Annotated in this window: 17 protein-coding genes and 1 riboswitch; of the genes, 11 read left to right on the top strand and 6 right to left on the bottom strand. The window is 66.7% G+C overall.

Annotated elements, in window-relative coordinates; translation table 11 throughout:
• Positions 1 to 2: 2 nt before the first annotated feature.
• Entirely contained in the window at positions 3 to 1,715 is a 1,713-nt protein-coding gene (locus ACZY0Q_RS18110) for a CAP domain-containing protein (RefSeq protein WP_463918871.1), read from the bottom strand.
• 138 nt (positions 1,716 to 1,853) lie between these two features.
• Here ACZY0Q_RS18110 and dcd point away from each other — a divergent pair, with 138 nt between their 5' ends.
• A complete protein-coding gene (gene dcd, locus ACZY0Q_RS18105) occupies positions 1,854 to 2,429 on the top strand; it encodes a dCTP deaminase (RefSeq protein ID WP_463918869.1) in 576 nt (191 codons plus the stop codon).
• A 48-nt stretch (positions 2,430 to 2,477) separates the two neighbouring features.
• On the opposite strand, the gene ACZY0Q_RS18100 is transcribed toward dcd, so the two are convergent.
• The 3 genes from ACZY0Q_RS18100 to ACZY0Q_RS18090 form a co-directional block, all read right to left on the bottom strand.
• Positions 2,478 to 3,659 (bottom strand): cation:proton antiporter, encoded by a 1,182-nt coding sequence (locus ACZY0Q_RS18100; RefSeq protein WP_463918867.1) that lies wholly within the window; start codon positions 3,657 to 3,659, stop codon positions 2,478 to 2,480.
• A 5-nt stretch (positions 3,660 to 3,664) separates the two neighbouring features.
• Positions 3,665 to 4,147 (bottom strand): cation:proton antiporter regulatory subunit, encoded by a 483-nt coding sequence (locus tag ACZY0Q_RS18095; RefSeq protein WP_463918865.1) that lies wholly within the window; start codon positions 4,145 to 4,147, stop codon positions 3,665 to 3,667.
• Between the two features lie 149 nt (positions 4,148 to 4,296).
• A complete protein-coding gene (locus tag ACZY0Q_RS18090; RefSeq protein WP_463918863.1) occupies positions 4,297 to 5,700 on the bottom strand; it encodes an MFS transporter in 1,404 nt (467 codons plus the stop codon).
• 194 nt (positions 5,701 to 5,894) lie between these two features.
• Between ACZY0Q_RS18090 and ACZY0Q_RS18085 the strand changes: the two genes are divergently transcribed.
• From ACZY0Q_RS18085 to mnhG, 6 genes are read left to right on the top strand one after another with little or no spacing between them, the layout of a single operon-like run.
• Positions 5,895 to 8,939 carry a Na+/H+ antiporter subunit A gene (locus ACZY0Q_RS18085; protein ID WP_463918861.1) on the top strand — a complete coding sequence of 1,015 codons (3,045 nt, stop codon included), beginning with the start codon at positions 5,895 to 5,897 and terminating at the stop codon, positions 8,937 to 8,939.
• Positions 8,936 to 9,529: a Na(+)/H(+) antiporter subunit C gene (locus ACZY0Q_RS18080; RefSeq protein WP_463918860.1), complete on the top strand. Its 594-nt coding sequence runs from the start codon at positions 8,936 to 8,938 to the stop codon at positions 9,527 to 9,529. Before ACZY0Q_RS18085 ends, ACZY0Q_RS18080 begins: the two co-directional genes overlap by 4 nt.
• A complete protein-coding gene (locus tag ACZY0Q_RS18075) occupies positions 9,526 to 11,133 on the top strand; it encodes a Na+/H+ antiporter subunit D (RefSeq protein WP_463918858.1) in 1,608 nt (535 codons plus the stop codon). Before ACZY0Q_RS18080 ends, ACZY0Q_RS18075 begins: the two co-directional genes overlap by 4 nt.
• Positions 11,130 to 11,675: a Na+/H+ antiporter subunit E gene (locus ACZY0Q_RS18070; protein ID WP_463918856.1), complete on the top strand. Its 546-nt coding sequence runs from the start codon at positions 11,130 to 11,132 to the stop codon at positions 11,673 to 11,675. Before ACZY0Q_RS18075 ends, ACZY0Q_RS18070 begins: the two co-directional genes overlap by 4 nt.
• A complete protein-coding gene (locus ACZY0Q_RS18065) occupies positions 11,672 to 11,950 on the top strand; it encodes an MrpF/PhaF family protein (protein WP_111908152.1) in 279 nt (92 codons plus the stop codon). The genes ACZY0Q_RS18070 and ACZY0Q_RS18065 overlap by 4 nt, the downstream gene beginning before the upstream one ends.
• Positions 11,940 to 12,362 (top strand): monovalent cation/H(+) antiporter subunit G, encoded by a 423-nt coding sequence (mnhG, locus tag ACZY0Q_RS18060; protein WP_463918854.1) that lies wholly within the window; start codon positions 11,940 to 11,942, stop codon positions 12,360 to 12,362. Before ACZY0Q_RS18065 ends, mnhG begins: the two co-directional genes overlap by 11 nt.
• 47 nt (positions 12,363 to 12,409) lie before the next feature.
• Here mnhG and ACZY0Q_RS18055 read toward each other — a convergent pair whose 3' ends face one another.
• Positions 12,410 to 12,673 carry a DUF4235 domain-containing protein gene (locus tag ACZY0Q_RS18055; protein ID WP_058930858.1) on the bottom strand — a complete coding sequence of 88 codons (264 nt, stop codon included), beginning with the start codon at positions 12,671 to 12,673 and terminating at the stop codon, positions 12,410 to 12,412.
• A 41-nt stretch (positions 12,674 to 12,714) separates the two neighbouring features.
• Positions 12,715 to 13,257: a heme-degrading domain-containing protein gene (locus ACZY0Q_RS18050; RefSeq protein WP_463918852.1), complete on the bottom strand. Its 543-nt coding sequence runs from the start codon at positions 13,255 to 13,257 to the stop codon at positions 12,715 to 12,717.
• 56 nt (positions 13,258 to 13,313) lie between these two features.
• Positions 13,314 to 13,455: riboswitch (TPP riboswitch) on the top strand.
• A gap of 65 nt (positions 13,456 to 13,520) precedes the next feature.
• Between ACZY0Q_RS18050 and ACZY0Q_RS18045 the strand changes: the two genes are divergently transcribed.
• From ACZY0Q_RS18045 to ACZY0Q_RS18030, 4 genes are read left to right on the top strand one after another with little or no spacing between them, the layout of a single operon-like run.
• Entirely contained in the window at positions 13,521 to 14,171 is a 651-nt protein-coding gene (locus ACZY0Q_RS18045; RefSeq protein ID WP_463918851.1) for an ECF transporter S component, read from the top strand.
• Positions 14,171 to 15,844 carry an ABC transporter ATP-binding protein gene (locus ACZY0Q_RS18040; protein ID WP_463918850.1) on the top strand — a complete coding sequence of 558 codons (1,674 nt, stop codon included), beginning with the start codon at positions 14,171 to 14,173 and terminating at the stop codon, positions 15,842 to 15,844. Before ACZY0Q_RS18045 ends, ACZY0Q_RS18040 begins: the two co-directional genes overlap by 1 nt.
• Positions 15,841 to 16,635, top strand: coding sequence for an energy-coupling factor transporter transmembrane component T family protein (locus ACZY0Q_RS18035; RefSeq protein ID WP_463918849.1), 795 nt, complete (start codon positions 15,841 to 15,843; stop codon positions 16,633 to 16,635). The genes ACZY0Q_RS18040 and ACZY0Q_RS18035 overlap by 4 nt, the downstream gene beginning before the upstream one ends.
• Positions 16,589 to 16,933, top strand: a complete 345-nt coding sequence (locus ACZY0Q_RS18030; protein WP_463918848.1) for an SIP domain-containing protein — start codon at positions 16,589 to 16,591, stop codon at positions 16,931 to 16,933. Before ACZY0Q_RS18035 ends, ACZY0Q_RS18030 begins: the two co-directional genes overlap by 47 nt.
• Positions 16,934 to 16,946: the final 13 nt, after the last annotated feature.

Raw genomic sequence — 16,946 nt, 5'->3', positions numbered from 1 at the left:
GGCTACTGCGCCAGCCGCTGGCCCGTCCAGCTTCCGGTGATGTTCGACGGCGATGCCAGGGTTCCGGTGCTCAGGTTCCAGTACTGCACCACGTCATTGGCCCGGCGCAGTGCCACTCCCGTGGAGTTCAGGGCTGTCACGTCACGCAGCGGACGGATTCCGGTGACATCAGTCCAGCCGGTGGTGACGGTGAGGCGGGCTTCGGCGCGTGGCGCCGGAGTGCCAGCGCCGCGGTAAAGCAGCACACCGCCGTCGGACTTTATGGCCAGGAGATCCTGGAAACCGTCGGCGTCATAGTCCACCATGGCGAGCTTCCTGGCCGATACGCCGCTGGCTATCTGGGTGCGCGTGGACACGTCGGCCAGGCCCACGTTCGGGTAGAGGAACAGGTTGCCGGCGGTGTCCAGGGCGACCAGCTGCGGAAGCCGGTTGTTGGCACACCAGCCGCCCACGGCCAACGTCATGGTTTCCCAGCCAGACTGACCCAGCGCGAACGAGGTTTGGAACCCTCCGGCGGCGATACCCCGGTGAAGCGTCAGCCGGCCGTCGATCCACTGCGTCAGGAGGTCATAGGCGCCGTCGCGGTCCCAGTCCGTGGTGAACACTTCCTTGGCCGTTCCGAACCCGGAACCGATGACCTTGGCAGCACCAAAGGTCATGTTCCCTGTGGAGGGGCGGTTGATGAGCTGGCCTGAGGCGTTGATGGTCACCAGATCAGCCGCACTGTTGATCGCTGCGCTGCTCAAATCCAGGGTGGGCGGCATGTGTTTGACGGCGGGATCACACAGGGTGGGCGCCGGGGCGGGAAACGCGCCCCCGCCGGCGGAACCGCCCCCGGGGGAGGTGACGGTGCCGGCGGGCAGGGTGGCGTAGCCGAAAAAGTTAACAACGCCCCAGATCGTGTAGAGGCTGTTGGTGTAGGAGATCCCGGCGCCCATGACGTTGAATCGCGGATCGAGGAGCATCGCGTTGTGGCCGGGCGAGGTTTTCCACCATTCCACCAGCATTGCCGCGTTCCGGTCCGTGCGGATGGCGATGACCTCGCCGGCGCTGGTCGGGTTCAGGGCCCGGGGGTCGGTCCAGAAGCTGGCGCGGTGCTCGATGACATCCCGGGACGCGATGCTGTCGGACCACTCCTGCGCCATGCCGGCAACAGTGGGGTGGTACTTGACCGGCGCCAGGCCATTCGCCGCCCGGTATTTGTTGATTTCGTTGAAAACGGTGAGGATGGCGGCCGTGTTGCTGTCCGGCACCAAGGCTTCGGTGCCCAGGGATTCGGTTGTGAGGGATTCCGTGGCGGGGGCTGGCGGGGTGGGAGCCACAGTTTTGTTGGGGGCCAGTTCTGCTTCGGGGGCCCAGAGGGGCGGCAGGTAGGGCGGCTCGGGCGTGACTGGTTCGGAGGCGGCGGTCAGGGGTGCAGCCGCCGTCGCCGCCAGCGGCGCCGTTGCGGCCCGTTCCCCGGCAGGCGAGGCCGGTGTGATCACGGGTTCCACGGCTGGGGCGAGCAGGGACCCGAGGTCGCTATCCGCGTCGGCTGCGCCGCCGTCGTCGTCCGCTGTTCCCGCCGGGCTCAACGTGACCGCTCGCGGCCCCAGGGCGCCCGCCTGGACTGGCGGCCCGTCCGCCGGCGGGCCGGAATACATGCCGGCGGCCGGGGACACGAGGGCGAGCGCGCACAATATCGCCACAACGGCGGGCGCCGCAAATTTATTCAAAACCAACCCCAGATCAGTTCAGTTGTACCAACCGGGAGACCATCCGGTGGCTGTCATTCTGAGGCAACATTAGCCCCAGCAGGTGACAGCTACAACGAAAATGTGTGCGGTGTGGACAACGCATAGTAATTTGGGACGGTGCTGATCTCTGACCGCGACATTCGTGCCGAACTAGACTCCCAACGGATCGTCCTCGAACCGTACGATCCCGCGATGGTCCAGCCATCGTCGGTGGACGTGCGGATCGATCGTTTTTTCCGACTCTTCGACAACCACAAGTACGCGCATATCGACCCGGCGGAAGAGCAGCCCGAGCTGACCCGGCTGGTGGAAGTGGAGAGCGGCGAGCCGTTCATCCTGCACCCCGGCGAGTTTGTGCTGGGCTCCACCTACGAGACCGTCACGCTGCCCGACGATATTGCTGCGCGGCTGGAAGGCAAGTCCTCGTTGGGCCGCCTGGGCCTGCTCACTCACTCCACGGCCGGGTTCATTGATCCGGGATTCTCCGGCCACGTCACGCTGGAACTGTCCAACATGGCCACCCTGCCCATCAAGCTCTGGCCCGGTATGAAGATCGGCCAGCTGTGCTTCTTCCGGCTGACCTCTGCTGCGGAGTTTCCCTACGGCTCTGGCGAATACGGCAACCGTTACCAGGGCCAGCGCGGGCCGACAGCCAGCCGCAGCCACCTGAACTTCCACCGCACCGAGGTCTGAGCCCCCTCAGTGAAGGGTTGGTCGAGGCGTGAGTGGTTGGGCCGGGGCCTACGCCTTCGCGGGCAACCGGGCTGGCCCGCCGAGGGCCTTCAGTGCCGGCTCCACATAGCGCGCTGCCAGCGGCCCGAGGATGGCCATGATCAGCACGTAGGCGGTTGCCAGGGCGGCGAGGTCGTCCGGGACCACGCCTGACGCAACGGCCAGCCCGGCGATCACGATGGAAAATTCGCCGCGGGCAATCAGGGCGGCGCCGGCACGGAATCGCCCCGGACGGGCAATGCCGGCCCGCTTCGCGGCCCAGATGCCAGTGAGCATCTTGGTGGTGGCCGTGATGACCGCCAGGATCAGGGCCCAGCCGAGTACGGGCGGGATAGTGGTCGGGTCTGTGTTGAGCCCGAAGGCCACAAAGAAGATGGCCGCAAAAAGATCCCGCAACGGTTCCAGGATCCGGGTGGCGCTGTGGGCGGTGGCCCCCGAGATGGCGATGCCCAACATAAACGCGCCCACCGCGGCCGAAACCTGCAGGGCGGACGCGATGCCAGCCACCAGCAGTGCAGCGCCGAGCAGGTTGAGCAGGAAGACTTCGGAATTTTCGCTGTGCACGGCCTGGGACACCCGGTGGCCGTGGCGGAGCGCCACCATCAACACCACGGTGACCACAGCCAGGGAGATCCCCACGGTGGTGAGCCCGCCCAGGAAGCCCACGCCGGCCAAGGTTGCGGTGAGGATGGGCAAGTAGACGGCCATGGCCAGGTCCTCGAACACCAGGATGGACAGCACTACGGGGGTCTCGCGGTTACCGATCCGGCCCAGGTCCGTGATGACCTTGGCGGCGATCCCGGAGGACGAGATGTACGTGACACCGCCCATGACCATGGCGCCCACCAAGCCCCAGCCGAGCAGGAGTGCCAGTCCCGCGCCGGGAACGAAGTTCAGCACCAGGTCAAGAACACCGGCCTGCCAGGACCTGCGCAGACCGGTGAAAAGCTCGGCAGCCGTATATTCCAAGCCGAGCATAAGCAGCAGCAGGATCACGCCGATCTCGCCCGAGAGATGTGCGAATTCGTGCATACCTTCGAGCTTGACCACGCCGCCTGCGCCGAAGGCGAGTCCGCCAACGAGGTAGAGCGGGATGGGTGACATTCCGATCCGTCCGGCCAGCCTGGCCAGTAGGCCAAGGCAGAACACAACGGCCCCCAGTTCAATGAGGGTCAGGGCCAGCGGGTCCATAGCGCTCAGCCGTTGCGCAGGATGTCGGCCGCCGAATCGAGGCCTTCTTGCGTTCCCACTGCGACCAGGAGGTCACCGGAGTGAAGGACGACGTCGGGTCCCGGCGACGGGACCACCTCGCCTTCCCGCATGATCGCCACGATCGAGACTCCGCAGCGGGTACGGATGCAGGCCTTTCCCATGGGCTGGTTCTGGAACGGGGATTCCGGAGCGATGGAGAACTGCCGGGTTACGATTCCCGGGATTTCCTTGTGTTCCTCGCTCAGCTTCATGGCCAGGTGCTGACCGCCCAGGAGGTTACCCAGGGCGGCAGCCTCATCTCCGGTCAGGGGAATCGACGCCTGGCAGGTGTCGGGATCGTCCCAGGTGGAAACGATGAGTTCCATCGTGCCCTCCCGCAGCTCCACCACGCCGATGCGGCGGCCGGAAGCCGTCATGAAGTCCTTCCGCCGGCCCAGGCCGGGGAGGTCAGTCTCGTCCACGTTCATGCCTCCAGCCTAGTCTCCACAAACGCATTTCGGGTGGGTGCGCGCAGGGCGGCGCGGGCGGGGCTTAAGTGTCCGTTCGCGCTTCAAGCGGGCGGGGCTTAAGTGTCCGTTCGCGCTTCAAGGGGGCGGGGCTTAAGTGTCCGTTCGCGCTAGGAGAGGGGAACGACGGCGATGGCGGTCTTGTCCGGGGACTTGACGGGGAGCAGGACCAGCAGGCCGGCGAGCAGCACCACCATGATGCCCAGGATGCCCCAGCGCTGGGCCTCGCCGGGCGCCACCAACGGGGTGGCCAGCGTGATGCACAGGGTGAACAGCGCCGGCGCCAGGAAACTGACGGCGCGGCCGGTGGTGGCGTAGAGGCCGAACAGCTCGCCGGACTCGCCGTGGGGTGCCAGCCGGGCCAGGTAAGCCCGCGACGAGGACTGGGCGGGCCCCACAAACAGGCACAGGAACAGCCCGAAGACCCAGAAGGTGGTGGTGCCTGCCCATGCCGTGCCAAGGAAGTTGTAGTCTCCGTTGCCGAGGACCAGGATCATGGTGCCGGCGATGAGCAGCCCCACCAGGGACCCCACAATCACGGCCTTGGGCCCCACCCGGTCGTCCAGGAACCCGCCGATGACCGCCCCCACGGCCGCCACCACGTTCCCGAAGATGGCGAAGAAGATGACCTGTGGCAATTCGAAGCCGAACGTGCCGGCCGCGATGATCCCGCCGAACGTGAACACGGCAGCGAGGCCGTCGCGGAAGACGGCGCTGGCCAGGAGGAAGTAGATGGTGTGCGGGCTGGTGGCATAGATTGCCTTGATCCGGCGGAACAGCAGGCGGTAGGAGGCCAGGAAACCCAGCGGTTGGGCCCGTGCCGGCCGCGGGAGTTCCGGGACGGCGAACAGCACCGGCAGGGCAAAGATGAAGAACCACAGGGCCGAGAACACGGCCACCAGCCGGATGTTCAGGCTGTCCTCTGTGGATGCGCCGAACCAGTCGAAGCTCGGCTGCACAAAGAGCTGCAGCACAACCAGCAGGGCCACAATGCCGCCCAGGTAGCCCATGCCCCAGCCGAATCCGCTGACCTTGCCGATGTTCTTCGGCGTGGAGATCTGGGCCAGCATGGCGTTGTAGTTGACGCCGGCGAATTCAAAGAACACGTTCCCCAGTGCGATGAGGGAAACGCCCAGCAGCAGGAACTCCGGCCGCGGGAACACAAAGAAGCACAAGCCCGTCAGGATCGCGACGGCGGCCGTGTTCACACCCAGCCACAGCTTGCGGCGCCCGCCGTTGTCCGAGCGCTGCCCGGTCACCGGAGCGAGCAATGCAATGGCGATCCCCGCAATGGCCAGTGCACTGCCAAGAACGGCAGACGCCTGGTCTTTGCCACCGAAGGCGTTGGAGGTGAGGTAGACGGTGAAGACGAAGGTGGTCATGACCGCGTTGAAGGCGGCCGAACCCCAGTCCCAGGCGGCCCAGGCGAGCACCCGGCCCTTGCCGGTGGCCTGGGTTCCGGACGCGAGTTCCGATGACGGCTGCATGGCCTCAGGAGCGCTGGCGGTGTTCATAGGCTGAATCGTATCCGCCCCCGGCGAACAAGGCGGTGATGATACGCCGGACAACCGGGAAATTCCAGGGATGCACGGTCCGGTGCGGGAAAAGTGTCAGTGGTGCCTTGATAAACTGTGGCCACCGAACCTTACGAATGAACCGCCTGCCCTAACTTTTTGATAATCGAATCCCTGACGTTGCGGAGATACCAGTGATCACAGTCCTTGCCGTGCACTTTGCGGTGGCTGCCGTGGCGCCGTTTCTCTTCAGGGCGTGGGGCCGCAACGCCTTCTACGCGCTGGCGGCTGTGCCCGCTGCATCCTTTGTCTGGCTGCTGTTCCAGCACGCCGCCGTGTACTCGGACGCCGGCGCGGTCTCGGAGGTCTTCCCGTGGATTCCCGGGCTAGATCTTGAATTCGCCTTCCGGCTTGATCCCCTTGCCTGGGTGATGTCGCTCCTGGTCCTGGGCGTCGGTACCCTGGTGCTCGTTTACTGTGCCCGGTACTTCAGCCCCAAGGACCAGGATCTCGGCGGCTTCGGCGCCCAGTTCCTTGCCTTCGCCGGCGTGATGTTCGGCCTGGTGATCGCTGACGATCTTCTTCTGATGTTCATCTTCTGGGAACTCACCACCATCCTGTCCTACCTGCTGATCGGGTTCGCCCGCACCAGGCTGGCGGCACGGCGTTCGGCCCTGCAAGCGTTGATGGTCACCACCGCGGGCGGCCTGGCCATGCTGGTGGGCCTGATCATGCTCGGCCAAAGCGCCGACACGTACCGGATCTCGGCGATTCTGGCGCAGGCTCCCACGCTGATCAACGGACCTTCCGGCGCAATCGTTGCCGCCGCCGTCGTTCTTATCCTTGCGGGCGCCATCAGCAAGTCCGCGCTGGTTCCCTTCCACTTCTGGCTTCCCGGAGCCATGGCAGCCCCCACCCCGGTGAGCGCATATCTGCATGCCGCGGCGATGGTGAAGGCCGGGATCTACCTGGTGGCACGGCTCGCCCCGGGATTTTCCGACACCGCCTACTGGCAGTCCATCGTGCTGGGGCTTGGCCTGGCCACCATGCTGGTGGGCGGCTACCGGGCGCTCCGGCAGACCGACATCAAACTCATCCTGGCCTACGGCACCGTCAGCCAGCTCGGGTTCCTGACCATGGTGGTGGGGCTGGGCACGCCAGACGCCGCCCTCGCCGGCCTCGCGATGCTCCTCGCCCATGGGCTGTTCAAGGCCACCCTGTTCCTGGTGGTGGGCATCATCGACCACCAATCCGGGACCCGCGACGTTCGCCAGCTGTCAGGTGTGTTCCAGCAGTCCCGGGCGCTCGGAATCGTGGCAGGCATCGGTGCCGCCTCGATGGCCGGCGTCCCGCTGCTCGCCGGGTTCGTGGCCAAGGAATCCGTCCTGGAGGCCTTTGTCCACCACGCGTCCGACGGTAAGGCGTGGAGCATGGTGGTGCTCGGGGGCATCGTCCTGGGGTCCATTCTGACGCTCGCCTACAGTGCCCGCTTTATGTGGGGGGCGTTCGCGGTGAAACCCGGGATTGATCGGACCAAGTTCAAGGCCGTCAAGCCGTCCTTCCTGGCAGCCCCGGCTTTCCTCAGCCTCCTCAGCATCGTCTACGGCCTCTGGCCGGCGCCCGTGGACGCCTGGGTCCAGCCCTACGCCGCGCTGTTCGCCTCCACCGCGTCCGACGCCGGCACACCGGCCGAGCAGGCAGGCCACCTTGCGCTGTGGCACGGTTTGACACCCGCCTTGGGACTGACCGCCCTCACGTTCGCCCTGGGCCTGGCGATGTACTTCGGACGAACCCTGGTGGCCCGCGCGCAGTCCCGCGTGCCGGGCTGGATCGACGGCGACCGCATCTACCAGCTCACCATCGGCGCCCTGGACGACACCGCCGTCTGGATCACGGGCCGCACGCAGCGTGGTTCCCTCTACTTCTACCTCGCCGTTATCCTCACCATGGCATTCGTCCTGCCGCTGACGGCCATGCTATTGGCGGGCAAGCCACTTCCGGACAACCTGTACTTCATCGATCCCTACTCGCCGCTGCAGCCCGTGGTCGGGGCAGGAATTGTGATCGGCGCACTGGCCGCGGTCAAGGCCAACAAACGTTTCCTCGCCGTGCTGATGGTGTCCGTGACCGGTTACGGGATCGCCCTGATGTTCGCGCTCCAGGGCGCACCGGACCTGGCCCTCACGCAGATTCTCGTGGAAACGATCATCCTGGTGGCCTTTGTCCTGGCCATGCGCAGCCTGCCGGCCGAACTCCGCGACCGCACCGGCGGCAAGTACCGGGTGGTCCGGGTGATCATCGGGGCGGCGTTCGGAGTCACCATGGTCTTCGCCGCCATCCACGCCATGGGCGCCCGGGTGGCCGTGCCGGTGTCCCTGGAATTCCCCCGCCTCGCCTACGAAGGCGGCGGCGGGCTGAACATCGTCAACGTGACCCTGGTGGACATCCGTGCCTGGGACACTTTCGGCGAAATATCCGTCCTTGCCCTGGCCGCCACAGGCGTTGCCAGCCTCATCTTCGTCCGTGGCCGCGGGGACCGGAGCCGGGTCTCCGAACCGGTTGCCGAGGGAAGCGTAGGCCGCCAGACGGCGGTGGATCCTGGGTCGCGGGAGGCTGCGGCGCTGGCCATCAGCCGAAAATTCGCCGCCTCGGCCCGGGACGCCTGGATCGTGGCGGGGCGGACCCTGGCACCGGAACGGCGCTCCATCATCTTTGAAGTGGTCACGCGGCTGATTTTCCACTCCCTGATCATCTTCTCGCTATACCTCCTCCTGGCCGGCCACAACCTGCCCGGCGGCGGCTTCGCCGGCGGCCTGACAGCCGGACTTGCCCTGGCCATCCGCTACTTGGCCGGCGGCCGGTTCGAACTCCGCGAGGCCACACCCGTGGGCGCCGGAACGCTGCTGGGGATCGGGCTCGCCACCGCGGCGGCGTCCGGGGTGGTGCCGCTGCTGCTGGGCGGCCAGGTATTCCAGACCGCCATCATTGAACTCTGGCTTCCGGTGTTCGGGGACATCAAGTTCGTCACATCCACCATCTTCGACATCGGCGTGTACATCGTGGTGATCGGCCTGGTGCTGGACGTGCTGCGCAGCCTGGGCTCCGAGATCGACGAACACTTCGAAGAGCAGCGAACTGCGCCTGCCGAGGACTCACCAGACGACGACGCCGATGCGACCGCCCTGATACAGGAACCCGTGGGCATCCCCGCCGAAACCACCGCGAAGGGCCAAGGATGAGCGTCAACCTGACCCTGCTGACCGTGATGGGTGCCCTGTATGCGTGCGGCATCTACCTGATCCTGGAACGCAGCCTCACCCGGGTGCTGCTCGGGCTGATGCTGCTGGCCAACGCCACCAACCTGCTGATCCTGGCCACCGGCGGCTATGCCGGCCTGGCACCCCTGTACAACAAGGACACCGGCGCGCAGGAGTACGCGGACCCCCTTCCGCAGGCTCTGATCCTCACATCGATCGTGATCTCCTTTGCCGTGACGGCCTTTATGCTCGGCATCATCTACCGCACGTGGGTCCTGGCCCGCCAGGATGAGATCCAGGACGACGTCGAGGACCTCCGCGTCGCCGAGACGCCCCGCTTCGACGCCGAGGACGATGCCCCCATCCCGGCCGAGACTTCCGAGTTTCCCCTGACCATGCTGGGCAGCGACGGGAGCACGGTCTCAGACCACTCCTCGACGCCGGACGGCCCGGAAGCCGCCGGGGGTTCCGTGACGGTCGGTGCCAAGACGATTCCTGCCGCGGATGCCGCCGCTGAAGAGCAACCCGGCTCGCAGAACGTAACCCCTGGTCCCGAAGGAGGTGTGAAGTGAACATTGCAAGCTTTGCCCCGCTCGCCGTCGTACTTCCCATCCTCGGTGCCGCCCTCACCTTCCTTTTGATCCGGCACTCCCGCGCCCAGCGCGCAGTGAGCATCGGCGTGCTGTCGGTGACGCTTCTGCTGGAGTGCCTGCTGCTGGCATCTGTGTGGGACGGCGGAACGGCCGCCGTGCATATCGGTGGCTGGCTGCCGCCGTGGGGCATCACGATGGTAGTGGACCAGTTCTCGTCGCTCATGCTCGTGGTGTCGTCCGCTGTCAGCCTCGCCGTGCTGGTCTACGCCACCGGGCAGGGCATGGCCGACGGCGACCAGGACGCGCCGGTATCGATCTTCCACCCCACCTACCTGATCCTGGTGGCCGGCGTCTCCAACGCCTTCCTGTCCGGGGACCTGTTCAACCTGTACGTCGGCTTCGAGATCCTGCTGACGGCAAGCTATGTGCTGATGACACTGGGCGGAACCGGCCCCCGCATCCGCGCCGGTGTCACCTACGTGGTGGTCTCCGTGGTGTCCTCGGTGCTGTTCCTGATCTCCATCGCCATGGTCTACGGCGCCACCGGAACCGTGAACATGGCCGACCTCGCCATCAAGCTCGCGGACCTGGACGAGGGCACCCAGACCCTGCTGCACGTTATGCTCCTGGTGGCCTTCGGCATCAAGGCGGCCGTATTCCCGCTTTCGTTCTGGCTGCCTGACTCCTACCCCACCGCGCCGGCGCCGGTCACCGCCGTGTTCGCTGGCCTGCTGACGAAAGTGGGCGTCTACGCGATGGTGCGCACGGAGACACTGCTTTTCCCCGGCGACAGCCTGAACACTCCGCTCATGGTGGCGGCGCTGCTGACCATGGTGGTGGGAATCCTTGGCGCCTTGGCCCAGAGCGACATTAAACGTTTGTTGTCCTTCACCCTGGTCAGCCACATCGGCTACATGGTGTTCGGCCTGGCGATGTCCTCGGTGGCCGGGCTGGGCGCCGCCGTGTTCTACGTTGCCCACCACATCACCATCCAGACCAGCCTTTTCCTGGTCACGGGCCTGATCGAACGCCGCGGCGGCAGCTCCTCCGTGGACCGGCTGGCAGGCCTGGCCAAGCTGTCACCCATCCTGGCCCTGCTGTTCTTCATCCCCGCCATGAACCTGGCCGGCATCCCACCGTTCTCCGGCTTCCTGGGCAAGGTGGGACTCATCCAGGCAGGCATCGAACTGGGCACGCCCCTGGCCTACGCCCTGGTGATCGGCGGCGTTGTCACCAGCCTCCTGACCCTGCTGGCCGTTGCGAGGGTCTGGAACCGCGCGTTCTGGCGCAAGCCCTCGGACGCTGAGCACCCGGATCCCGTCCTGCTCGCTGAGCCCGAGGATTCGGACACCGGCAGCCGGGCCGGCCGCAAAAACGTCACACTGCTGCCCCGCACCATGGTGGGCTCAACCCTGGGCCTGGTGGTCCTGGGGGTTTCCCTCACAGTCTTCGCCGGCCCGCTGTTCAAAGTTTCGGACCAGGCCGCCCACGAAATGCTGGACCGGTCCGCCTATATCCAGGCCGTACTCGGCGAGGACACCCAAGTTCCCCCGCTGGCACTGAAAAACGGAGGGGGCAAATGAGCCGCCGCCGGATCTCCCTGCGCCAGGAACTGCCCCTGCTGGTATGGCTGGTGATTGTCTGGGCAGCCCTGTGGCAGGACTTCAGCCCCGGCAACCTGCTCTTCGGCGCCTTGCTGGCCGTCCTCGTGGCCCGGATGTTCTACCTGCCGCCGGTGGAACTCAGCGGCCGCTTTAACATTCTTCACGCAGTGCCGTTTGCCCTGCGTTTCCTGGGCAGGGTGGCGGCAGCCAGCGTTGAGGTTATGTATCTGGCTGCTGTCCGCGGCCCGCGGGTGGTCAATGCCGTCGTCGCGGTGCCGTTGCGGAGCCACCAGGACCTGATGGTCACCGCTACCGGGCACGTGATCTCGCTGATCCCGGGCTCCCTGGTGGTGGAAGTGGACCGGTCAACGTCCACCCTGTACCTCCACGCGCTCAACGTCAGCAGCCCGGAAGAGGTCGCGAGCCTCCGCGAGGAGGTCCGCTCCATCGAAGCGGGCCTGATCAGGATCATGGGCACCCGCGACGAACTCGAAGCAATCCGGCAGGAGACCGCAGCATGATGCAGACCGTCCTGGCTGTCACGGCAGTCATTCTTTCGTTGGCAGCGGCAGGAGCCATCATCAGGATCTCCCGCGGCCCGTCGCTGCTGGACAGGGTGCTGGCCTCCGACGTCCTGCTCGCGATCCTCGGCGCGGCCCTGTGCATCGACATGGCCGTCAACCGGCACCTGAACAACCTGATGCTGCTCGTGGCGCTGTCCATCGTCGGCTTCATCGGGTCAGTGACGGTTGCGCGCTTCGTGGCCGACCGGCGGGAGCAAGCCAATGAGTCCTGAGGCCAGCGTGGTTGATAACGTCATCGATACCGTGTCCGCGGTTTTCCTGGTGCTGGGCGCCTTCATGTCGCTCGCCGCCGCCGTCGGGCTTCTCCGTTTCCCGGACCTGCTGAGCCGCATGCATGCGGCCACCAAGCCCCAGGTGCTAGGGCTGTTCCTGCTCCTGGCGGCCATCGGCCTGCAGCTGCGCACCTGGTGGGTGTGGCCAGTGCTGCTGGTGGCCTGGATTTTCCAGCTGCTGACTGTGCCGGTTTCGGCCCATATGGTGGGCCGCGCCGGTTACCGCACCAAACACCTGCACCGCGAGCTCCTCAGCTCCGATGAACTCGAAGCCGTGGTTCAGAAGACGGCCCAATCAGCCCGGGATGAGTCATCCAGGGATGAAGCGTCCGACGGCGGCCGGCGGGACTGAAGGTCAGTCGCCGGCGGCCTGCGCGCCAGGGTTAGGCGTTGCCAGGGTTAGACGATGTCCTGGGACTTGGCAAAGCGGGTGATGGCCCGCTGCGTGCCGCGGTTGGCAAGCACCTGGATGATGGTGCTGACCGAGGCCGAAATGAGCGCGAACGTCAGCGCCGAGCGCAGGGTGGTGGGAGTGTCTTCGTCCTTGCCGGTGGGGGGCTTCCGGCCGGTGGACTTTTCCCACACGGTATTGACCACCTTGGTGCCGACGAATCCGGCGCCGAGGCTGATAGCCGTGCCGAGCAGCTTGATGAACAGGTTCATTCGTAGAACTCCTTGTGAGCGGATCCGGGACTGTCTTTAGCCTAACCCGGCTGCATGGACTCCAGAATCTCCCGCAGGGCTTCCACCACAAGATCGTGGTCCAGCATCTGGGGCAGGCCCGAGACCGTCACCGTGGCCACGGCGCCCACGCCGGCGACGTAGACCGGGAAGCATCCGCCGTGGGCCGCGTAGACGGTTTCGTCGTACCAGCCGTGGTCCTCGATGCGGCCGCCGTGCAGCCTGCCGCGGAGGCCCACCAGCAATGACGGGATCTCGTATCTGGCGGCGGTGCGCTGCTTGGCCCGGATCCAGTGCTCGTTGTCGGGGGTGGCGCCGTCCAGGGCCACGTGGAACAGGACCTGCTCGCCCTTGGTGATGTCGATCGCGATGGGCAGCCGGCGCGATTTGCCGAGCTCCACCAGCAGCAGCCCCAGGTTGAGGGAATCATCCCTGGTGAAATGGGGAAACTGCAGCTCGCTGATCTCGCCCTCGATGCGGGTAATCAGGGCCTCCAGGAGCCCCGCCGGCTGAGGCACCGTCGCATCGGGATTGAACGCAGTCACAGTCGGGTTATTGGCAGTCATGGCCCACAATCTACTCCTCCCGCGGTGTAAACTTGACCACGCCCATCAGGGCAGATTTATTACGACAGGGGAGCGCCGCCGTCGGACATCACTGGCTTTGCCAGGGAACCGCAGGTGGGCGCTGAGAGTGCGGACAGCCGCAGACCCTCGAACCTGATCCGGTTAGTACCGGCGCAAGGGAGTCGAGTTCTCGAAGTGTCCGGCCAACGGCGGCAGCGCCGCACACCGGGGCACTTTCCCCTCCTGTTCCTCAGGAGGACCGAATGACAACTGCAGCAATCAAAAAGACCGGCAATACCTGGCGTGTTGTGGACATCGTGGTGGCGGCGCTCATCGCCATCACCGGCGGCGTGATCTTCTGGGCCTGGTCCCAGGGCGCCGGCATCGTTTCCGCCCCCATGAACGCCGTTTACCCCCCGCTGACCGGCCTGATCGCCGGCGGCTGGATGATCCCGGCCGTGCTGGGAATGCTCATCATCCGCAAACCCGGTGCGGCGCTCTTCTGCGAAGCGGTGGCCGCCACCGGCGAACTCATCATGGGCTCGCAGTACGGCGCCACGGTGCTGATCTCCGGAATCCTGCAGGGCCTGGGCGCTGAACTGGTGTTCTTCCTGCTGGTGTACGGCAACTTCCGGTTCAAGTCCTTCCTGCACCAGAAGTACAACCTCATCGCCGCGCTGCTGGCCGGTGCCGGGGCGGGCCTGTTCTGCGGCCTCAATGACTCCTTCCTCCCGTGGGGCTGGAACATCGCCTACGAGCCCGCCGACAAGCTCGCGTACATCGTGTTCTGCACCATCTCCGGCGCGGTGATTGCGGGCGCCTTGTCCTGGATCGCCACCCGCGGCCTGGCCAAAACCGGCGTGCTGAGCTCGTTCGCGTCCCGGAAGGCAGCGTCGGAGCCCGTCTTCAACTGATGACCGCTTCCAACGCCGGCACTTCCGGAGTGCGCCCCGCCGCGGTGTCCGCCCGGGGCTGGGGCTGGCGGCATGCCGGACGGTCCACCCCCGCCGTCCGCGGGCTCGACCTCGACATCGCTCCCGGCGAGCGGGTGCTGCTGCTGGGCCCGTCAGGCGCGGGCAAGTCAACGCTGCTGCACGCGCTCGCCGGGGTGCTGGGGGATGAAGGGGACGACGCCGACGAAACCGGTTCGCTGCTGATCGACGGAGTGGTGCCCCGCGGGCAGCGCGGCCGCTCGGGGCTGATGCAGCAGGATCCGGAAACGCAGGTGGTTTTGTCGCGCCTGGGTGACGACGTCGCCTTCGGTGCCGAGAACCTAGCCGTGCCGCGGGATGAGATCTGGCGGCGCGTCCATGAAGCGCTCGACGACGTCGGGCTGCGAAGTGCCGGCGCAGGGTTGAACGCCGGTGGCGGAGCCGGTCTTAATGCCGACGGCGGAGCCGGTTTGGGCGCCGACGGCGGGACTGGTGCCGCCGGGCTCTCGTTGGAGCACCCGACGTCGGCCCTGTCCGGCGGACAGAAGCAGCGCCTGGCGCTGGCTGGGATCCTCGCGATGCGGCCCGGGCTGATCCTGCTGGACGAGCCCACCGCGAACCTGGATCCAGCCGGCGTGCTGGAAGTCCGCGACGCCGTGGGCCGCTGCCTGGACAAAACCGGCGCCACACTCGTTGTGGTGGAGCACCGCGTGTCCGTCTGGAAGGACCTGGTGGACCGGATTGTGGTGCTGCAACCGGGCTCAGCAGGAGGTTCCGCAGCGGGCTCCGCTGGAGGTTCCGCCGGCACGTCCGCAGTCCTGCTGGACGGGCCGCCGGACCAGGTGCTGGCGGAGGCCCGGGAGATGCTGATCGGCGCGGGCGTCTGGGTGCCGGGGTATGTTCCGGCAACGCGCCGCCGCACGTCCGCAGGCTCCGGTGAACTGCTGCTGGCCGCCGAGGATCTGGCTGTCTCCCGGGAGCGTCCGCGGCGCCGCGGCTTCCGGACCATCCCGCCCGTGCCGGTACAGCAGGGCATCACGGCCCAGGTCCGTTCCGGCCACGCACTCACCGTCACGGGGCCCAACGGCGCCGGCAAGTCAACGTTCGCGCTGACCCTCGCCGGACTGCTGGCGCCGGTGGCGGGGAAGGTGTCCGCCGCCGTCGAGCTTTCCGAGGGGGCAGGGATCGACCCCTTCAAATGGAAGGCCAACCAGCTGATTTCCCGCATCGGAACCGTGTTCCAGGAACCCGAACACCAGTTCGTCACCGGCCGCGTGCTGGACGAACTGATGTTCGGTCCGCTGCACCTGGGCCATGGCGAGGAGCGGGTTGATGAACTGCTGGAACGGCTGCGCCTGACGCACCTGGTGGACGCCAATCCGTACACACTGTCCGGCGGCGAAAAGCGGCGCCTGTCGGTGGCCACCGTCCTCGCGGCACACCCGCGCGTGCTGGTGCTCGACGAGCCGACGTTCGGCCAGGACGCCAATACGTGGGCCGAGCTCGCATCGTTCCTCTCCGAACTGCTCGACGCCGGGACCTCCGTGGTTTCGGTGACCCACGACCAGGAATTCAGTGCGGTCCTGGGCGGGGCCGAACTGCGGCTCGGCCCGGCCGCACGCGGCGGCGCCCGCCAGGCAGCAGGTGCGGCATGAGGGATGCCCTGACCCTCCGTGGCAACCAGGCGCTGCTGACGCGCGCCAACCCGCTGGCCAAGTTCGCCGTCGTTTTCCTCATCACCCTGGTGCTGGCGCTCTCCATCGACTGGGTGTCGGCCTCGGTGGCGCTTGCGGCTGAGCTGGCGCTCTTTCCGCTGGCCGGCCTCACCCTGCGCCTGCTGTGGCAGCGCGGCTGGCCGCTCATGATCGCGGCCGCCTTGGGCGGCTGGAGCACGGCGATCGTCGCGGCGGACAGCGGCGCTGTACTGCTCGACGTCGGGATCTGGTCCATCAGCGAAGGTTCCCTGCAGCTGGGGATCGGTTTTATGCTCCGCGGCCTGGCGATAGCGCTGCCGGCGATCCTGCTGATGACCTGCACAGACCCCACTGACCTCGCCGATGCGCTGGCCCAGAAGGCCCGGCTGCCGCACCGGTTTGTCCTCGGCACGCTGGCCGCGATGCGGCTGGTGGGACTGATGGCCGAGGAATGGCAGACCATCGGCATGGCGCGGCGGGCCCGCGGGGTGGGCTCGCAGGGCAGCCCGCTGCAACGGCTGCGCGCCACCCTCGGGCAGAGTTTTGGGCTCCTGGTCCAAGCCATCCGCCGGGCGTCCCGGCTGGCCATCACCATGGAAGCGCGCGGTTTTGGCACCACGCAGCGGACGTGGGCCCGGGAATCCACATATTCGACGCTGGACGCCTGGGTGCTGGTGGGCGGCGTGCTGATCGCGGCGGCCGCAGTTGTTGCTGCAGCCGTATTGGGGACCTGGAACTTCGTCTGGCGGTAGCTGGCGTGCTCTGCGGGTAACCGCCTGGCGTGAATACCAGCACGACGCCGATCCGTCGCTGGAGCTGCGCACCGGAGGGTCCGACGTCGTCAGCTGGATTCCGCGCACGCGCGACGGCGCTGCGCTGGTGGATGAGGTCTGTGACGCGCTGACGCCGGACGTTGTTTCGGTGAGCGAGGACTACTTTTGGGTGGCCTGCGAGGCATCCAGCACGCGGGCTATCGTCAGGCACCTGCGCAAGGTTCTTGGCGTGGACAAGCAGCGGATCAACGCGTTGGGGTACTGGCGGGTGACGTAGGGCCTCACCGCGC

This window comes from Pseudarthrobacter lactosi (assembly GCF_055412785.1).
Note: the sequence above shows the minus strand (reverse complement) of the source record. Positions and strands in the feature narration are given on the sequence as shown.

What these genes read in the sequence shown, in the direction of transcription:
- ACZY0Q_RS18040 (WP_463918850.1), top strand. Translation starts at nt 14,171, where the DNA reads ATGACCGCTTCCAACGCCGGCACTTCCGGAGTGCGCCCCGCCGCGGTG.
- mnhG (WP_463918854.1), top strand. Translation starts at nt 11,940, where the DNA reads ATGAGTCCTGAGGCCAGCGTGGTTGATAACGTCATCGATACCGTGTCC.
- ACZY0Q_RS18090 (WP_463918863.1), bottom strand. Translation starts at nt 5,700, where the DNA reads ATGAACACCGCCAGCGCTCCTGAGGCCATGCAGCCGTCATCGGAACTC.
- ACZY0Q_RS18065 (WP_111908152.1), top strand. Translation starts at nt 11,672, where the DNA reads ATGATGCAGACCGTCCTGGCTGTCACGGCAGTCATTCTTTCGTTGGCA.
- ACZY0Q_RS18050 (WP_463918852.1), bottom strand. Translation starts at nt 13,257, where the DNA reads ATGACTGCCAATAACCCGACTGTGACTGCGTTCAATCCCGATGCGACG.
- ACZY0Q_RS18045 (WP_463918851.1), top strand. Translation starts at nt 13,521, where the DNA reads ATGACAACTGCAGCAATCAAAAAGACCGGCAATACCTGGCGTGTTGTG.
- ACZY0Q_RS18100 (WP_463918867.1), bottom strand. Translation starts at nt 3,659, where the DNA reads ATGGACCCGCTGGCCCTGACCCTCATTGAACTGGGGGCCGTTGTGTTC.
- ACZY0Q_RS18080 (WP_463918860.1), top strand. Translation starts at nt 8,936, where the DNA reads ATGAGCGTCAACCTGACCCTGCTGACCGTGATGGGTGCCCTGTATGCG.
- ACZY0Q_RS18035 (WP_463918849.1), top strand. Translation starts at nt 15,841, where the DNA reads ATGAGGGATGCCCTGACCCTCCGTGGCAACCAGGCGCTGCTGACGCGC.
- ACZY0Q_RS18095 (WP_463918865.1), bottom strand. Translation starts at nt 4,147, where the DNA reads ATGAACGTGGACGAGACTGACCTCCCCGGCCTGGGCCGGCGGAAGGAC.
- ACZY0Q_RS18055 (WP_058930858.1), bottom strand. Translation starts at nt 12,673, where the DNA reads ATGAACCTGTTCATCAAGCTGCTCGGCACGGCTATCAGCCTCGGCGCC.
- ACZY0Q_RS18070 (WP_463918856.1), top strand. Translation starts at nt 11,130, where the DNA reads ATGAGCCGCCGCCGGATCTCCCTGCGCCAGGAACTGCCCCTGCTGGTA.